Source organism: Mesorhizobium sp. WSM4829 (genome assembly GCF_055811475.1).
Genome location: NZ_JBVVQJ010000002.1, coordinates 22,264 through 38,144, shown reverse-complemented (window position 1 = coordinate 38,144; position 15,881 = coordinate 22,264). Strand labels below are relative to the sequence as shown.

Sequence of the window (15,881 nt, the reverse complement as noted above, 5' to 3'; positions counted from 1 at the left end):
AGCTCACTGAACAAGCACAGAGCGCCCGCAAGTCGCGCCCATGACCCGGACATCGGCCTCGCCGACGCGCACGCCCAGCGCCCCAAGCACGTTGTAAACCAATTCGTCGACCGGCGCCGTCACGCCGTTCAGCAGCGCCACCACTGCCGGCTTCACGGTTCCGAGCAAGGCGGTTACATCAAGCCCGAGGCCCAGCGCACTGACCGAAAGCGACAAATTGTTGACCAGCGACGTGGTGAGAGATTGCGTCAGGTTCTTCGTCGAGGCGTTCTTTATCGTCTTGCTTGCGATGTCGGTGCTGTTGAAGGTCAAGATCGTCGGATCGTTGTTGGCGATCTCAACGGCTGCAGAACCATTCACGCCGATCAGATTGAGGGTGAGAAACAGAAGCTTCACGCTGACCTGCGCGATTTCGGCATTTTGAAACGACTGTGGGTTGCTGAAATCGGCGAAGGCGGAGGGGCTGTTATCGGCATCGCTGGCGCCAAGGTGCAGCGAGGCAAGGCCCGGACGTGCGGCAATGGTAACTTTCAAACTGTCGGGGTGCCCCGTCGGGCAGCTGATGTCGGTCAGCTTGGCTTCGGCAGAGGCCACCTCGACATGCAACGGTAGTTTGACGGCCAGCAGGCTGATGCCGCCACCGAGAGTCGCATTGCTGCCGCCGACGGACGCCACCAGCTTGATCCGCGTCTGCGCCGTACGCACCACAGCACCCTTCTCGCCGATTGTCAGCCATGGCGAGAATTGTGCAGGTTCGCCGATTGCAATCGCAAGCGTGGTGGAGGCAAGCCCCGGAATGGCGGCTCCGAGATTGAGCTCGACCTGCTTCGAGCCGTTGGCCAGTGCAGCAGCGGTGGTCAGCATGCCCATGGCGCTGGCGTCGACCGAAAAGCCGGGTGACTTTTGCCCGAGGCCCAACTGGCCCATTGATCCAAGATCGACAAGATGATTGAGCGGTATCTTGACCGTGTTGGTGGTCCTTGACGCGATTGTCTGCAAAGCCAGCTTGCTGGTGCTGCCAACGGGTGAAACATTAGCCATGGCGGTCGCTATCTCGCCGACCGTCGCTTTGGAAGCCAGCGCCTCCGAATAGCTGACACCTGTCAGCTGCATCTCAACGGCAAGGGCATCGATGAACGAAAGCAGGTTCACGTCGGCAGCGATCAGAGCGTTGTAGTCCATGACGCTGAGCGCGATGTTGCCGCCCAGGAACTTGCTGAGAAGAGCGTTGAGGATGCCGCCATTGACGCTGAGAAGCCTGGACCCGACCGAGAACATCGCCTGCGGCGCTATGCTGGCCACGGCTTGGGTGCCGATCACCGGCGTAGGGATAAGCGAACTCGCGAAATAGCGGGCAGGAACCTTTTTCAGCGTGACATGGACGGCGTTGTAGGGCGTTTTGCCGGCCTCGAAGCGCTTGTCGACGCCGAGCGACGACTCTGCTGAATATCGGCCGGGGGTGACCGACACGACAGTCTTTCCGAGGGCAGGGGTGATCGTCTGCCCTGCCTTCTGAACAACGATACCCGGCATTCCGTTGTCGCCGAGCGTGGTCACCACCGCGGCGTCAATGTTGTTGATGTTGGAGGCGGCGGTGATTGCCGCCAGATCGACCAGCGACTGAGCCTCCCGGCGCTCCACATAGATCGAGCCTTCATCGATGGCGAAGGCGGCCAGCGCCAGCGCGAACGGTGCGCACAGCGCCGTCATGACGGCGAAGTTCGCCGTCTGGTCGCCAAGCATCGAGCGGGCGCCCCGGCCGATCCTGCCCGCCAAAGTTTGCGACATTCAGATGCCTCCAACCCGGATTGTCGACTGGCGTGAGATCGTGGTGCCAGGCATGGGCAGTGCCGGGAAGAGATTCCAGACCGGCAGGTTGCGGGCATCATATTGGATGGACACGACGAATTGGTTTCCGTCGGCCGTGCTGTCCTTGGCCTGGTAGGTCAGCTTGTCGGAATCGACGAATGGATATCCCGCGGCATTGGTGGTGACGAAACTGGTCACCAGCGCCTGGCGCTCATCTTCGTTCAGCCCGGCAATCGCCGTGCGTGCGGCGTCCGCTGCGATCTGCTGCACGGAGTGACTGGCGCCAAAATAGATGCCATATGCAACCATTCCGAGTAGTAACAAGATGAAAATCGGCGAAAGCATGGCGAACTCAATCGCGGAAGTTCCGGATCGCTCTCTAAACTGGCACAATTTGCTTCTTAACTGGCGGATTTTACGCCTCGGTCCAGAAATTGTCTTAGTTTCTATGCTGTTCATGTCCATCGCCCATCGGGACATACCAAAGCCCGCGCAAGATGTAACCCGTGGTTGCTTAAAGGCGGCTTAAGACATTTCGACAAAGTGGAATCGACGACTGATTCTTACCGAAAACGAGTGGTTGAAGTGGGGAAACGGAGCCGAGCCCATAGGATCGACCGCTGTTCTGCCGATCGCGCAGTGGCTGTCGCTGCGCCTTACTTAGGGTGACCTCACGAGTCTGTTGAAATAAAAAATCACCACGTTACTGTTTGCCCACCAGCCGCCGGAAAGGGAACCGGCGGCGCGCTCAAAGAGGCCAGCTAATCGGCTTCGGGGCGTCAACACTCAAGAGGCGCAGCTGAACGGCCGCCTCGACAGGGAGAACTTCATGCTGAAAAACATGCTGAAGGCGACGGTGTTCGCCACAACCATGGCTTTGGCCGCCGGCACGTTCTACACGCCAGCCTTCGCCGAGGTCGTCTACAACCGCGGCACCGCCGCCGAATCGGAGTCGCTCGACCCGCACAAGACCTCGACAATATACGAAGCCGCTGTATTGCGTGACCTGTTCCAGGGGCTGGTCATGCAAGACCAGAAGGCGAACGTCATTCCGGGCGCCGCCGAAAGCTGGACTGTATCGGACGACGGCACCGTCTACACCTTCAAGCTGCGCAAGGACGGTGTCTGGTCGGATGGTAGCCCGGTCACGGCAGATGACTTCGTCTACGCGTTTCATCGGCTGGAAGATCCGGCCACCGGCGCCGAATATGCTTCGATGCTCTATCCCGTGAAGAACGCCGAGGAGGTGAACACCAAGAAGGCGAAGCCGGAGGAGATGGGCGTCAAGGCAATCGACGCAAATACTCTGGAAGTGGCGCTGAAGGCGCCCACGCCCTATTTCCTTGAAATGCTGACCCACCAGGCGACTTATCCGGTCAGCAAGGCGTCCATTGACAAGCTCGGCGCCGATTGGATCAAGCCGGGCAATCTGGTCTCCAACGGCCCCTTTACCCTGGCGGAGTGGGTTCCCAACGACCACATCAAACTGGTCAAGAATCCGAAATTCTGGGATGCTGCGAGCGTCAAGCTCGACGTCGTCAACTACATCCCGACCGAAGATCGTTCGTCGGCGATAAAACGCTTCGAGGCCGGCGAACTCGACAGCTACGACGACCTCCCGACCGAGCAGCTCGCCGATCTCAAGGCCAAGTTTGGCGATCAGATTCGCGTTGGACCTTACCTCGGCACCTACTATTTTTCGATCAAGACCGATAAGGCTCCGTGGGACAACGTCGAACTGCGCAATGCCATCTCCATGGCAGTCGACCGCGATTTCCTTGCCGAAAAGGTCTGGCAGAACTCAATGCTGCCCGGCTATTCGATGGTGCCTCCGGGCATTGAGGGCTATACGCCGGCAATGGCCAAATACGCGGACATGTCGCAGATCGACCGCGAGGATGAGGCCAAGAAGGTACTCGAGAAGCTTGGCTATACGCCCGAGAAACCGCTGAAGATGGAAATCCGCTACAACACGTCGGAAAACCACAAGAACACTGCAGTCGCCATCCAGGAGCAGTTGAAGCCGCTCGGCGTCGAAATCACGCTGCTCAACACCGACACCAAGACCCACTACTCCTTCCTTGAGCAGAAGGGCGACTACGACGTGGCGCGTGCCGGCTGGATTGCGGATTACAAGGATCCGGAAACCTTCCTCGGCATCTCCCGCAAGGCAAGCGGCAACAACTATTCGAGCTACAACAGCCCGGAATTCGAGAAGGCCATGGACGAGGCGGCCGCCGCCGGCGGCAAGCCCGAAGAGCGGATGAAAGAACTCGCCGAGGCCGAGCGCATCCTCGTCGATGACGTCGGCAACATCCCGCTTCTCTACTATAGTTACAAGGATATCGTTTCTCCGAAGGTTCATGGCTTCGAGGACAACGTCATGGATGTGCATCCGTCCCGCTTCATCTCCAAGGACTGATCTCCTTGGCCGGACTGCCGCTCCTTTACAGCGCCGCGCGTCCTTTGGGGCGCGCACAGGGCGCTGTAACGCCTTGATTTTGCACGTGATCCTCTCCGGACCTTCGGCTCGGGTCATGCGTTAGGGGCGGCGGTCCCGGTTTGCTAGCAAAGCGGGGAACCGATGTTGCGTTACGTATTCCGGCGGCTTCTGACCGCCATTCCGACGCTGTTGGTCATCGTGACCATGGCGTTCTTCCTGATACGCGTCGCGCCTGGCGGCCCGTTCAATCAGGAGCGGGGCCTGAGCCCCGAGATCAAGGCCAATCTCGAAGCGCAGTTCGGTCTCAACGACCCGCTCTGGCTGCAATATGTCCACTATCTCGGCAATCTGCTGCGCGGCAATTTCGGTCCGAGCTACAACATGCCGGATTTCACTGTCGGCGAATTGTTTGCCAGGGGCCTGCCCGTTTCGATCCAGATCGGCGCCTCGGCCCTGATCCTGGCGCTGCTGCTCGGCGGCCTCCTCGGCACCATTGCCGCGCTCAACCAGAACAAGCTTGCCGACTATTCGGTGATCGCTCTGGCGACCGCCGGCAGCACCATTCCGACATTCGTCATCGCGCCGGTTATCCAGCTTCTGTTCGGTCTGACCTGGAAACTGCTGCCGATCGGCGGCTGGGGCGATGGCGCCCTGCTCAACAAGATCGGCCCTGTGCTGACCCTCGCCTTGCCGCAGATCGCCATCGTCGCCCGCCTGATGCGCGGCTCGATGATCGAATCGTTGCGCTCGCACCACATTCGCACCGCACGTGCGCTCGGCCTGTCGGACTGGTCGGTGGTCGTCAAGCATGCGCTGCGCGGTGCCATATTGCCGATTGTCTCCTTCACCGGCCCGGCGGCGGCGGCACTGCTCACCGGCTCGATCATCGTCGAGACGATCTTTTCCATTCCCGGCATCGGCCGCTATTTCGTCGAGGCCGCGCTCAACCGTGACTACACGCTGGTCATGGGCACCGTGGTGGTCATCGCGCTGTTCACCATCGTCTTCAACCTGATCGTCGACGTCATGTATGCCTTCGTCGATCCGAGGGTGCGCTATGACTGACATCGCAGCCACCGCTCCGGCCATCGTCGGCCGTTCCCTGTGGGGCGATGCCTGGGCGCGCCTCAAGGCCAACCGCGCCGCCATGTTCAGCCTGTATTATCTTGCCTTCATCGCGATCCTCAGCGTGTTCGGACCCTCTTTGGTGCCGCATCGATACACCACCATCTACGCCGACTATGTGCGCATGCCGCCGAGCTTGTCGGCCTATCCGAAGCCCGACAAGATAGAAACCGCGCTCAACGAGGCGATCAAGCGCATGCGGGTCGACATCAAGCAGTGGCGGCAGGAAGACAATCGCATCTTCGTCACCGTCACATCGCGCAAGCCGATCGACGATCGCAATGTCCGCTACCTCGACCGTTCCGATGCCTTCGACAACACCAAGATAGAGAGCAAATCGGCTGACGGCCTTGAAGCGGTGATGAGCGCTTCAATCAGGCAGCAGTATTTCCTGTTCGGCACCGACAATACTGGCCGCGATCTCCTGTCGCGGACGCTGATGGCCGGGCGCATCTCGCTGGCCATCGGCCTGCTCGCCGGGGTCGTTGCGGGCGTCATCGGCGTGCTCTACGGCGCTGCGTCCGGCCTTGCCGGCGGCAGGATAGACGAGGTGATGATGCGCATTGTCGATGTGCTCTATTCGCTGCCGTTCATTTTCTTCGTCATTATGCTGGTGGTGTTCTTCGGCCGGAACTTCGTGCTGATGTTCCTGGCGGTCGGCGCCGTGCTGTGGCTCGACATGGCGCGCATCGTGCGCGGACAGGCGCTGTCGATCCGGCGGCAGGAATATGTCCAGGCGGCGGAGGCGATGGGCATAGGCCAGCGCGGCATTCTGATTCGCCACGTCATTCCCAACCTGCTTGGCCCAGTGGTCATCTATATGACGCTGCTGGTGCCGCAGGTCATCATCCTGGAGAGTTTTCTGTCGTTCCTCGGGCTCGGCGTGCAGGAGCCGATGACCAGCTGGGGCGTGCTGATCTCGACCGGCGCCAAGAACATCGGCACCGCCAACTGGCTGCTTTTGTTCCCAGCATTTTTCCTTGTCTCGACGCTGTTCGCGCTGAATTTCGTCGGCGACGGCCTGCGCGACGCGCTCGACCCGAGGGACCGTTGAGATGATCGCTTCCGAAACCATCCTCAGCGTCAAGGACCTTCGCGTCCGCTTCCGCACGCTTGACGGCGTGGTCGAGGCGGTCAAGGGCATCAACATCCACGTCAATGCAGGCGAAACCGTTGCCGTGGTCGGCGAATCCGGTTCCGGCAAAAGCCAGACGATGATGGCGGCGATGAGCCTGCTGGCCTCGAACGGCGAGGCGACGGGCGTCGTCGACTATCGCGGCCGCAACCTTTTGGCCCTGCACAAGTCCGAGCTCAACCAAGTCCGCGGCCGCAAGATCAGCATGATCTTCCAGGAGCCGATGACCTCGCTCGATCCGCTCTATTCGATCGGCAACCAGCTGATCGAACCGATCCGCCGGCATCGTGGGCTTGGCGCGGCGCAAGCACGCGAAGAGGCGCTCAAGCTCTTGCGGCTGGTTCATATTCCCGATCCCGAGCGGCGGATGAAATCCTATCCGCACGAATTGTCGGGTGGCCAGCGACAGCGGGTCATGATCGCCATGGCGCTGGCCAACGATCCCGACATACTGATCGCAGACGAACCGACGACCGCGCTCGACGTGACCATCCAGGCGCAGATCCTCATGCTGCTCGCCGAACTGCAGCGCAAGCTTGGCATGGCGATCGTCTTCATCACCCACGATCTCGGCATTGTCCGGCGCTTTGCCGACCGGGTCTATGTCATGCGCTACGGCGAAGTCGTCGAGGAGGGCGAGGCGGAAGCGATCTTCGTCAATCCGCAGCATGCCTATACCAAGATGCTGTTGGCCGCCGAGCCGACCGGAACCAAGGCGCCGCCACCGCCAGATGCGCCCGTCCTGCTCGAAGGCAGGAATGTCGAAGTGACCTTCAAGATCGGCGGCGGGTTTCTCGCCGGAGAGCCGCTGATCCTGCGCGCGGTCGACCACATTTCGATACGGCTGAAACGCAACCAGACCATCGGCATCGTCGGCGAATCCGGTTCAGGAAAATCGACGCTCGGCCGAGCCCTGCTGCGGCTCCTGCCAAGCGATGGGCTCATCCGCTTTGGCGATCGCGATATTTCTGCCGCCGACCGCCAGGCCATGCGGCCGCTGCGGCGCGAATTGCAGCTGGTCTTTCAGGACCCGTTCGGTTCGCTGTCGCCGCGCATGACCGTCGGCCAGGTCATCACCGAAGGGCTTCTGGTGCATGAGCCGACCCTGTCGGGCAGGCAACGCGACCTCCGCGCCGTCGAGGCCTTGCGTGAGGTCGGGCTCGACCCGAATGCGCGCAATCGCTACCCGCACGAATTCTCCGGCGGCCAGCGCCAACGCATCGCCATCGCGCGGGCGATGATCCTCAAACCCAAGGTGGTCGTCCTCGACGAGCCGACGTCGGCGCTCGATCGGTCCGTCCAGAAGCAGATCGTCGAATTGCTGCGCAAGCTGCAGGCCGACCATGAACTGTCCTACCTGTTCATCAGCCACGATCTCGCCGTCGTGCGTGCCATGGCCGACTACATCATCGTCATGAAGCAGGGCAAGATCGTCGAGGAAGGGCCGACCGAGGCGATCTTCAGCGATCCGCAGGCATCCTACACGCAGACACTGATGGCCGCGGCCATCGACGTCACACGGTTTCGCTTGAGTGCATAGCGCGACCGGTCAGGACTGCAGCGGATAGTGATTGAAAGGTCCCGAGGCGAATAGACCGTCGTCTGCAGCCAGGGCTGCTATGGCTTCGATCTCGATCATCGCCTCGGGCGTTTAGAGCGCTATCATCTCGACGATCGTCTCCGCCGACAAGGCTTGAAAAACTGCTTCCGGCGGAGTTCAGCGACCTCCTTGAACTTGCTCATGTCCTGCGCTGGATTCAACATAACGCCCGAAGTTGTCCAGGATCGCCTGCCAGCCGTCACGCTGCATCTCGATGGAGTTCTGCGTCTCGGCATCGAATATGGTCGTCACCTTCGTACCGTTGCCTACAGCTTCGAAGGTCGTACGCGCCTTGCGCCCGTCGCTCATGGCGAATGCGATCGCCTTGTACGGCTCGACCTCTTCGTACACCGCCTCGAAATCGAAGCCGAAGCTGCCGTCCTTGGCTTCCATGCGCGCCTTGTAGCCGCCGCCCACCTTTAGGTCGGCTTCCGCGCTTGGGCAGCACCAGTCGTCGGAAGCGAAGTTCCACTGTGTGATATCGCCGGGCGTCGTGTAGGCCTCCCAGACGCGTTCGCTCGGCGCGGCGATCGTGGTGGCAATGGTGATCTGCTGGTTGGTCATTTTGGTTTCCTTGTTCTCGCAGCCGGATGAGATCACGCAGACGGTTTATTGCGTGATTTCGGGCTCGACGAGGTGAGCAAGCTTGCGTAGCGACTCTTGCCAACCGAGATAACATGCCTCGACCGGGATCAGATCGGGCACGTTCTCCTGAACCACCGTCATCTCCGTTCCGACTGAAACGGCCGTCAGCGTGACGGTCACTTTCATCTCGCCCGGAAGGTTCGGATCATCGAACACGTCGCTGTAGACGAGCGTCTCGCCGGGGACGAGTTTCAGATAGGTGCCGCCGAAGGAATGGCTTTGCCCGGTCGTGAAGTTTCGAAACGACATTCTGTGCTTGCCGCCTTCTTTCGCCTCAAGCTCATGCACCGTACAGGTGAAACCGAAGGGCGGCAGCCAACTCGCGACCGCGTCAGGTTCCAGAAATGCGCGGTAGACCTTTTCGGGCTTCGTGGCGAGAACCCGGTGCAGTTTAACGGTGTTGGGCATGATCATCTCCATGCGTTGCGTTCACCAGGGCGTCGTTGCCGTGGATCGGGTTAGTCGGCTGCTGCGGCTTCCACTGCCGCAATATCGATTTTCTTCATCGTCATCATCGCCTCCATCGCGCGCTTGGCCCTGGCGCGGTCGGGGCTGGTCGTCAGTTCCATCAGCCGCTTCGGCGTGATCTGCCAGGAGAAGCCCCACCGGTCCTTGCACCATCCGCAGGCGCTCTCGCTGCCGCCGTTTCCAACGATCGCGTTCCAGTAGCGGTCGGTCTCTTCCTGATCTTCGGTCAGCAACATGAGGCTGACGGATTCGTTGGCCTTGAAAGTCGGGCCGCCGTTCAGGCCTAGAAATGACTGGCCGAGCACTGTGAACTCGACCGTCAGTTCGTTGCCTTCCTTGCCGCCGGGATAGTCCGACGCGGCCGCATTCAGCCGATCCACATGGCTGTCGGGAAAGGTGGCGGCATAGAACTCTGCCGCCTTGCGTGCTTCGCCGTGGTCGAACCACAGGCAGGTCACGAGTTTCGTCATATCTAATCTCCTCGGTTCTTGGGGGTATTTGTTCGCGCCGCGACTGCCAGATCTCAGTCGAACCGGCCCTTGGGCGCCCCGCCAGCCAGAACGGGACCGATGAACACCATCATAAGGTCGGCCTTGATCACATCGTCCGCAGATGTGTCCGATGATCTAAGCTCTCTCACGGTTTTTTCACCTGGTCTCGTTGCTTCCGGTCCAAAGGACGAACAAGTGGTGCGCCTCCCGACAGCCAACCTGTTATTTTTTTGCCACGCGGCAAGGCCCACCTAACCCGAGTCGATCCCTCCAACCGCCGGCTGGTAAGAGCGGGTCGGCGTAGGGCCGGGCCGTTTGCTTCAGCGCCGGTTGTCCATATCACGAGGCGTTCGTGAAGAAGGCGATTGAGGTCCTCGGCGCGTTGATGCCCGCAGTTTTCGCGGAAACAAACAACAACCTAAAGCGCGCCGCATGAGCCGGTCAAACGCGACGCGCTTTAGTCGCCCGCCATCGTCGAAGGTGCTGGTGCACGCTGATCGGCTGCATCGCCTTCCCGAGCAGGCCGGTTCACGGCAAGCACCGACAATTCGTGCCGGCGCCCATCTCGCGCGGTCCACATGATCGACTGTCCGGCCGAGAGGCCGATCAGGGCCGTGCCGATCGGCGTAAGGATTGAAACCTTGCCTTCGGAGATGTCCGCATCGCCAGGAAAGACCAGCGTAACCGTTTTCGCGTCACCGGTATCGGGCTTGAACGTCACCGTCGAACCCATCTGGACGGCGCCCGCGGAGATCAAACCATCGGAAACGATGCGCGCTCGCTCGAGTTCGCCGAGCAGTTCATCGGAAGCCTGCGGATTTCGTGCGGCCACGGCGCTGGCAAGCGCCGATAAACGCGCATGGTCGGATTTCGAGATGCGGATGGTCGGTTTGCGCCGAGCCTTTATGTTATCTTGCATTTTCGAATACTCGTATTCTCTGTTGGAGCGGGCTGCCTCATGGTGAACCGGCCAGTTCGAGACAGATATTGCTCAAAGCCAATGCCCCAGACCCGGTGCTGGCCTGCATACGTTCAATGTCGATTTTTAGTATTCTTGCCCCGCGGCCCGGGGCGCACTGGCAGCCGAGCCGGGGGTTACGATCCCGCGATGGGGCAAACCCGGAAAAGAAAATCGCGACGGATCTTTTTTGTGGCGTTCATGTAATCGTAGTTGGTGCCGAGATCGGGGAAGTCAAGACGACCCTGCAGCAAGGCGCGGCCTTCAGCCCTCTTCGGCAGATGCCCTAAGTTCGGGTAGACTAAGTTTCGTGGACTAAGGCACGGAGTTCGTAATGCGCATCGTCAACATCCACGAGGCCAAGACGCATCTGTCCCGCCTTGTCGACAGGGCAGCCAAGGGCGAGTCCTTCATCATCGCCAAATCCGGAAAGCCGATGGTGAAGGTCATCGCCATTGACGCTCCTGCGGCCGGCGAAACGCGTCGCGTCGGGTTTATGGCCGAGCAGTTTTCCGTTCCGGACGATTTTGATCGCATGGCCGGTGAGGAAATCGAGAAGCTGTTTGGCGGCGACGCGTGAAAGTTCTGCTCTATAGCCATCTTCTGCTCTGGGCGGCGGGCGAGCCCGACAACAGCGCTGCAAGTCTTGCGATTCGCCACTGACGCCACGTTCGCTGCCGATCGCCGGGCTGGGCCGGGGCAGGCTTTACAGTCGATGTGCGATTTTTGCGTCGGGACGCCGCTGCGCACGGCGGTCGTGATCTGGTTCGCCGACCTCATGAAGCAACTCTGATGTTGTTCCCGGTACCATCGTGGTGGTGCCAAGCCGGAACAATTCGACAGCCGGCGAGTTTTCAGGATGAAGGGCGATCTGTTTCGGAGGAAACTGCGATGAAACGCGTCCTTGCCCAAAACGCTGTACGGCTGATGCTGGGCGGCGTAACCGCCGGCTTGTTCACGATCGTCGAGATACCCAACCCGATGGCGCCCCCGGTGGCGCAATCGTCGCTTGTGTCCGAGGCGAGGGCTGCCACCGACGTTTCCATTTCGATCAGCACATTCTACGATGAACTGTCTGCCCACGGTGATTGGGTTTCGTACCGGGGAGCGACCGTTTTCGTGCCGGTTGATGTAGCTGACGACTGGCGTCCGTATACAATTGGGCATTGGGTCTATACCGAGCAGCATGGCTGGCTCTGGGTGTCCGACGAGCCGTTCGGCTGGGCGACCTACCATTACGGCCGCTGGGGCTATGCCGACGACATCGGCTGGTACTGGGTTCCCGGCACTCGTTGGGCGCCGGCATGGGTGAGCTGGCGGCGCGAAAGGGAGCACGTCATCTGGGCTCCGCTGCCGCCGCGCCGCGATCCCGATCTGATTTCAATCGAGGTGACCGTCGACACCACGCCGGATTTTTACTGGGTCGTGGTTCCCACCCGCGAATTCCTTGCTGACGACATTTCCGTCGTCGTTATCCGTGATGAGCCGGAGTTTGTGCGCATTGTCGAGGCGGCCGAGCCGGCCGGTGAGGTGACGATCCAGAACGAGGTTGTGATCAACAAAGTCATTGATGTTGATGTGATCGAGAAGGAGACGAACCAGCAGGTGACCGTCGTCGAGGTCAGCGAGACCGAGACGCCCGAGCAGGCCGGCAAAGTGGAAAACAATACGGTCACGGTCTTTGAAGCTGAAGTGAAAGCCGATCCCGAGGCCAAACCAGCTGAGCTCAAAGACATTGAGGAGGTGAAGCAGGTTCAGGCAGCCCGGAAGTCGAAGCCGACCGAAGGCGCAACAACGACCGAACAGGCGCCGGCGACCGACGAAGAGGCTACGCCGGAAGAGACCGCCAAGCCTGAGAAGCCGACGACCGAGGAGAAGCCCGCTGCCGAGCAGGAGCAGGCCGAGCCCGAACAGGCGCCGGATGAAGAGGTCAAGCCGGAAGAGACCGCCAAGCCTGAGAAGCCGACGACCGAGGAGAAGCCCGCTGCCGAGCAGGAGCAGGCCAAGCCCGAGAAGCCGAAGGCCGAGGAGCAGCCCGCCGCCGAGCAGGAGCAGGCCAAGCCCGAGAAGCCGAAGGCCGAGGAACAGCCCGCCGCCGAGCAGGAGCAGGCCGAGCCGAAAAAGAGGGCCAAGCCTGAGAAGCAGAAGGCCGAGGAGCAGCCCGCCGCCGAGCAGCAGCAGGCCGAGCCGGAAAAGACGGCCAAGCCTGAGAAGCAGAAGGCCGAGGAGCAGCCCGCCGCCGAGCAGCAGCAGGCCGAGCCCGAACAGGCGGCCAAGCCTGAGAAGCCGAAGTCCGAGGAGCAGCCCGCCGAACAGCAGCAGGCCGAGCCGGAACAGGCCGAGCCCAAACCACAGCAGCAAGAAAACAAGGCGTGCGATCCGCAGACTGGGGCGAACTGCTAGGTGGGTGGGTACAGACTACAGGCACCGCAATCGTTCCACCGCGGTGCCTGCTGTGAGCCGAGCCTTCATTGGTCGCGGTTTTTGGCAACCCCGCCACCCGCCGTAAGCCATCTTGCATCGAACCAGCGGTCCGCCGGTCCGTCATAGGGCAGCCGCGTGATATCCCAATGGCTGACGAAGCGCGCGTAGGCGTCCCACACTGGTGGACCCCCGCCGATGAAGACGACGCGGCCGACGAAGCGCTGGAGTGTGTCCTCGGGATCCATGCTGGAGCGAACGACGACAAGTTCCCGATCCGCGCGAGCAAAATCCGGAATGCTCGCGATCGTCTTGGGACCGGCGAGCAAGACATGTCCTCTGGTGAGGTCGAAAAATCGTGCAACGTCGGCGACGAACTCCGGCGACCGGTTGCCTTCCCAGGGAAGGCCTCCGTTGAGGCCGAGCTGCCCCGCTTGGCCGATGGCACAGACGACTCTAACGACAGTCTTCTTCATGCGTACTCCACCGATAGCCGGTCTGGTCGCATTCGCAACGCTTGCACGTCATGCTGCGCCACGCGCTTTTTGTATGAGACCCAAACAGCCTCGAACGCGCAGCCTTACTCCGCTGCGGCTGGCTGGTCCACCGCCTCGTTGGGGAGGTGGTTTTGAATGTCGTCGGCCGGACTATGGAACTCCTTCTCACAAGTCCATCCCGGCACTGAAACAAACGAAACACTTTGAGTTCGGCGCGGAAAAACCCCTGAAACAGCGATGGTTTAAATCCAATGGCACCGCTGCATCCCGCGGCGCCAATCATTGGAGTATTGCGATGTCGAGAATGCGAGCAGCTTACCGCTCTTTCCGGGACTATCGGGTTCACCGCATGGCGGAACGGACCCTTGCGGCAATGGACGATGCCCTCCTGAAGGACATCGGGATCAGCCGGTCCGAGATTGGCTTGGTGGTCCGCGGCTTGCAGCGCGGCCAAGAAGACAAGGCGGGCCGAACCATGAAGCTTTCATTTAGGCTCCCGCTACTTGCCTGTGCGAGCGCGGCCGCCCTTCTGGCGGCGCCCGCTGCGAATGCCCATGAAACGGGCGTTCCGCACCGCCAGGCCAAGGCGGCGGTTGCAGAGGATTCGACAAGCGTCCCGCTAGTCGAAAACCTCGGCAGTCATTCCTACCCTGTCACCACCGCCAACCCGCTGGCGCAGGCCTATTTCAACCAGGGCCTGCGCTGGGCGCGGGCATTCAACCACGCCGAAGCGCAACGCGCTTTCAGGGTCGCGCAGAAGCTGGACCCGACCTGCGCCATGTGTTTCTGGGGCGAGGCCTACGTGCTCGGCCCCAACATCAACGCCGGCATGGGCCAGGAGGCGGCAGCGAATGCTGCCGAAGCCGTCGCGCAGGCGCGCAAGCTAGCGCACCTCGCCTCCAGCCGGGAAAAGGATCTTATCGCCGCGCTCTCCAAGCGCTACAGCGCCGATACTTCGGCCGATCAGGGTGCCCTGAACCAGGCCTATGCCGCGGCGATGGCGGAACTGGCAGACCGCCACCCGCAGGACGACGAGATCGCCACGCTCTACGCTGACGCGCTTATGAACCTGATGCCGTGGGACTACTGGCTTGACGGCGGGGCAACGCCAAAGCCGGACACGGTCAAGCTTGTGGCCTCGTTGGAGCGGGTGCTGGCGCGCAATCCGGATCATGCCGGTGCGATCCATCTCTATATCCATGCCGTCGAAGCATCCACGACGCCGGAAAGGGCCGAAGCTCATGCCGACCGGCTTGCCGCCCTCATGCCCGGCGCCGGACACATCGTGCACATGCCAGCGCACATCTATCACCAGGTCGGCCGGTGGATCGACAGCCTGGAGATCAACCGCGAGGCGGTGGCAGCGGACGAGGCCTATTTCGAGCGCGTCGGCATAGCGCCGGAGAGCACGCCCGGTGTCTACACGGACGGCTATTATCCGCACAACCTGCATTTCCTGATGACCTCCGCACAGATGGCGGGCGACGTCGAGGCAATCGCCGAGGCGGCCAAAAAGCTCGAATCGCTGGTCTCCAATACCACGGCCAGCAAGGTGGCCGGGCTGCAGCCGATCAAGGCGGCGACCTATTTTGCCCACGCCCAGTATAGCGATCCCGAGGCCATACTCGCGCTGCCGCTGCCGGCAAACGCCTTGCCTTATGTCAAGGCAACCTGGCGATATGCGCGGGGCGTCGCCTTCGCCGCAAAGGGTGCGAGCGAGGCGGCGCGCGCCGAGACCGCCGCAATCCGCAAGCTCGCTGCCGAGACCGATTTTTCCACGGAAACGGCGGGAGGACTTCCGGCGCCGGATTTGCTGGAATTGAGCGCGCTGATCGTGGAGGCCCGCATTGCCCAGCACCAGGGCAACCTGCGGGAAGCGCGCGATAAGCTTGAGGCGGCGGTCGCGATCGAGGACGGCCTTGCCTATATGGAACCGGCCTACTGGTATTATCCGGTCCGACAGACCCTCGGCGCGGTCTACATGGCCATGGGTGAGCACGAGGTGGCCGCGGCAGCCTTCGCGCACGTCCTGGAACAGACGCCAAACAACGCCTGGGCGTTGTGGGGCCTGCGCGAGGTTTTCCGCAGGACCGGCAGGACAGCGGACGCCGAAGAGATGGATGCGCGCTTCAAGGCCGCCTGGGTGGGAGCGCCGGATTTTCTCGGCATCGAACGGCTCTGACCCGCTCTTAAGGTGCCGGCGTCGTTGTCGGCTCAGGAAACGTGTCGCAGCCTCGCAACCCCGGCTGCGACACGCAATCCCAGGTTGAAAATGACATGCTTGGCCGG

The 15,881-nt window shown here is 61.4% G+C and carries 14 protein-coding genes; 7 read left to right on the top strand and 7 right to left on the bottom strand.

From position 1 onward, the window contains the following. Positions 1–3 precede the first annotated feature (3 nt). Both AC0L17_RS02480 and AC0L17_RS02475 read right to left on the bottom strand, forming a co-directional pair. On the bottom strand, positions 4–1,788 hold the full coding sequence (locus tag AC0L17_RS02480; RefSeq protein ID WP_473514639.1) for a pilus assembly protein TadG-related protein: 1,785 nt from the start codon (positions 1,786–1,788) through the stop codon (positions 4–6). Further along, a complete protein-coding gene (locus AC0L17_RS02475) occupies positions 1,789–2,268 on the bottom strand; it encodes a TadE/TadG family type IV pilus assembly protein (RefSeq protein WP_473514638.1) in 480 nt (159 codons plus the stop codon). A 370-nt stretch (positions 2,269–2,638) separates the two neighbouring features. Between AC0L17_RS02475 and AC0L17_RS02470 the strand changes: the two genes are divergently transcribed. The 4 genes from AC0L17_RS02470 (at position 2,639) to AC0L17_RS02455 (ending at position 8,052) form a co-directional block, all read left to right on the top strand. Then, on the top strand, positions 2,639–4,231 hold the full coding sequence (locus AC0L17_RS02470) for a peptide ABC transporter substrate-binding protein (RefSeq protein WP_473514637.1): 1,593 nt from the start codon (positions 2,639–2,641) through the stop codon (positions 4,229–4,231). A gap of 162 nt (positions 4,232–4,393) precedes the next feature. After that, the gene (locus AC0L17_RS02465) at positions 4,394–5,317 is read left to right on the top strand and encodes an ABC transporter permease subunit (protein WP_023799733.1); all 924 of its coding nucleotides are present in this window, start codon (positions 4,394–4,396) and stop codon (positions 5,315–5,317) included. After that, positions 5,310–6,431 (top strand): ABC transporter permease, encoded by a 1,122-nt coding sequence (locus AC0L17_RS02460; protein ID WP_023799732.1) that lies wholly within the window; start codon positions 5,310–5,312, stop codon positions 6,429–6,431. The genes AC0L17_RS02465 and AC0L17_RS02460 overlap by 8 nt, the downstream gene beginning before the upstream one ends. A 1-nt stretch (position 6,432) precedes the next feature. Continuing rightward, positions 6,433–8,052 carry an ABC transporter ATP-binding protein gene (locus tag AC0L17_RS02455; protein WP_473514636.1) on the top strand — a complete coding sequence of 540 codons (1,620 nt, stop codon included), beginning with the start codon at positions 6,433–6,435 and terminating at the stop codon, positions 8,050–8,052. A gap of 177 nt (positions 8,053–8,229) precedes the next feature. On the opposite strand, the gene AC0L17_RS02450 is transcribed toward AC0L17_RS02455, so the two are convergent. The 4 genes from AC0L17_RS02450 to rnk form a co-directional block, all read right to left on the bottom strand. Next, entirely contained in the window at positions 8,230–8,676 is a 447-nt protein-coding gene (locus AC0L17_RS02450) for an SRPBCC family protein (RefSeq protein ID WP_473514635.1), read from the bottom strand. Positions 8,677–8,721: 45 nt separating this feature from the next. Further along, positions 8,722–9,165 carry an SRPBCC family protein gene (locus AC0L17_RS02445; RefSeq protein WP_287191723.1) on the bottom strand — a complete coding sequence of 148 codons (444 nt, stop codon included), beginning with the start codon at positions 9,163–9,165 and terminating at the stop codon, positions 8,722–8,724. A 50-nt stretch (positions 9,166–9,215) separates the two neighbouring features. Then, positions 9,216–9,695: a VOC family protein gene (locus AC0L17_RS02440; protein ID WP_473514634.1), complete on the bottom strand. Its 480-nt coding sequence runs from the start codon at positions 9,693–9,695 to the stop codon at positions 9,216–9,218. Positions 9,696–10,173: 478 nt separating this feature from the next. Next, positions 10,174–10,635 carry a nucleoside diphosphate kinase regulator gene (rnk, locus tag AC0L17_RS02435; RefSeq protein WP_473514633.1) on the bottom strand — a complete coding sequence of 154 codons (462 nt, stop codon included), beginning with the start codon at positions 10,633–10,635 and terminating at the stop codon, positions 10,174–10,176. A 373-nt stretch (positions 10,636–11,008) separates the two neighbouring features. Here rnk and AC0L17_RS02430 point away from each other — a divergent pair, with 373 nt between their 5' ends. Next, complete coding sequence (locus tag AC0L17_RS02430) at positions 11,009–11,254, top strand: type II toxin-antitoxin system Phd/YefM family antitoxin (RefSeq protein WP_473514632.1); 246 nt, start codon at positions 11,009–11,011, stop codon at positions 11,252–11,254. Positions 11,255–11,625: 371 nt separating this feature from the next. After that, positions 11,626–13,077, top strand: coding sequence for a DUF6600 domain-containing protein (locus AC0L17_RS02425; protein ID WP_473514631.1), 1,452 nt, complete (start codon positions 11,626–11,628; stop codon positions 13,075–13,077). Between the two features lie 65 nt (positions 13,078–13,142). On the opposite strand, the gene AC0L17_RS02420 is transcribed toward AC0L17_RS02425, so the two are convergent. After that, on the bottom strand, positions 13,143–13,571 hold the full coding sequence (locus tag AC0L17_RS02420) for a dihydrofolate reductase (protein WP_473514630.1): 429 nt from the start codon (positions 13,569–13,571) through the stop codon (positions 13,143–13,145). Here AC0L17_RS02420 and AC0L17_RS02415 point away from each other — a divergent pair. Continuing rightward, on the top strand, positions 13,537–15,774 hold the full coding sequence (locus AC0L17_RS02415; protein ID WP_473514629.1) for a YjiS-like domain-containing protein: 2,238 nt from the start codon (positions 13,537–13,539) through the stop codon (positions 15,772–15,774). The two genes, AC0L17_RS02420 and AC0L17_RS02415, sit on opposite strands and share 35 nt — an antisense overlap. Positions 15,775–15,881: the final 107 nt, after the last annotated feature.

What these genes read in the sequence shown, in the direction of transcription:
- AC0L17_RS02475 (WP_473514638.1), bottom strand. Translation starts at nt 2,268, where the DNA reads ATGAACAGCATAGAAACTAAGACAATTTCTGGACCGAGGCGTAAAATC.
- AC0L17_RS02455 (WP_473514636.1), top strand. Translation starts at nt 6,433, where the DNA reads ATGATCGCTTCCGAAACCATCCTCAGCGTCAAGGACCTTCGCGTCCGC.
- AC0L17_RS02465 (WP_023799733.1), top strand. Translation starts at nt 4,394, where the DNA reads ATGTTGCGTTACGTATTCCGGCGGCTTCTGACCGCCATTCCGACGCTG.
- AC0L17_RS02415 (WP_473514629.1), top strand. Translation starts at nt 13,537, where the DNA reads ATGGCACAGACGACTCTAACGACAGTCTTCTTCATGCGTACTCCACCG.
- AC0L17_RS02460 (WP_023799732.1), top strand. Translation starts at nt 5,310, where the DNA reads ATGACTGACATCGCAGCCACCGCTCCGGCCATCGTCGGCCGTTCCCTG.
- AC0L17_RS02480 (WP_473514639.1), bottom strand. Translation starts at nt 1,788, where the DNA reads ATGTCGCAAACTTTGGCGGGCAGGATCGGCCGGGGCGCCCGCTCGATG.
- AC0L17_RS02445 (WP_287191723.1), bottom strand. Translation starts at nt 9,165, where the DNA reads ATGCCCAACACCGTTAAACTGCACCGGGTTCTCGCCACGAAGCCCGAA.
- AC0L17_RS02430 (WP_473514632.1), top strand. Translation starts at nt 11,009, where the DNA reads ATGCGCATCGTCAACATCCACGAGGCCAAGACGCATCTGTCCCGCCTT.
- rnk (WP_473514633.1), bottom strand. Translation starts at nt 10,635, where the DNA reads ATGCAAGATAACATAAAGGCTCGGCGCAAACCGACCATCCGCATCTCG.
- AC0L17_RS02440 (WP_473514634.1), bottom strand. Translation starts at nt 9,695, where the DNA reads ATGACGAAACTCGTGACCTGCCTGTGGTTCGACCACGGCGAAGCACGC.
- AC0L17_RS02420 (WP_473514630.1), bottom strand. Translation starts at nt 13,571, where the DNA reads ATGAAGAAGACTGTCGTTAGAGTCGTCTGTGCCATCGGCCAAGCGGGG.
- AC0L17_RS02450 (WP_473514635.1), bottom strand. Translation starts at nt 8,676, where the DNA reads ATGACCAACCAGCAGATCACCATTGCCACCACGATCGCCGCGCCGAGC.
- AC0L17_RS02470 (WP_473514637.1), top strand. Translation starts at nt 2,639, where the DNA reads ATGCTGAAAAACATGCTGAAGGCGACGGTGTTCGCCACAACCATGGCT.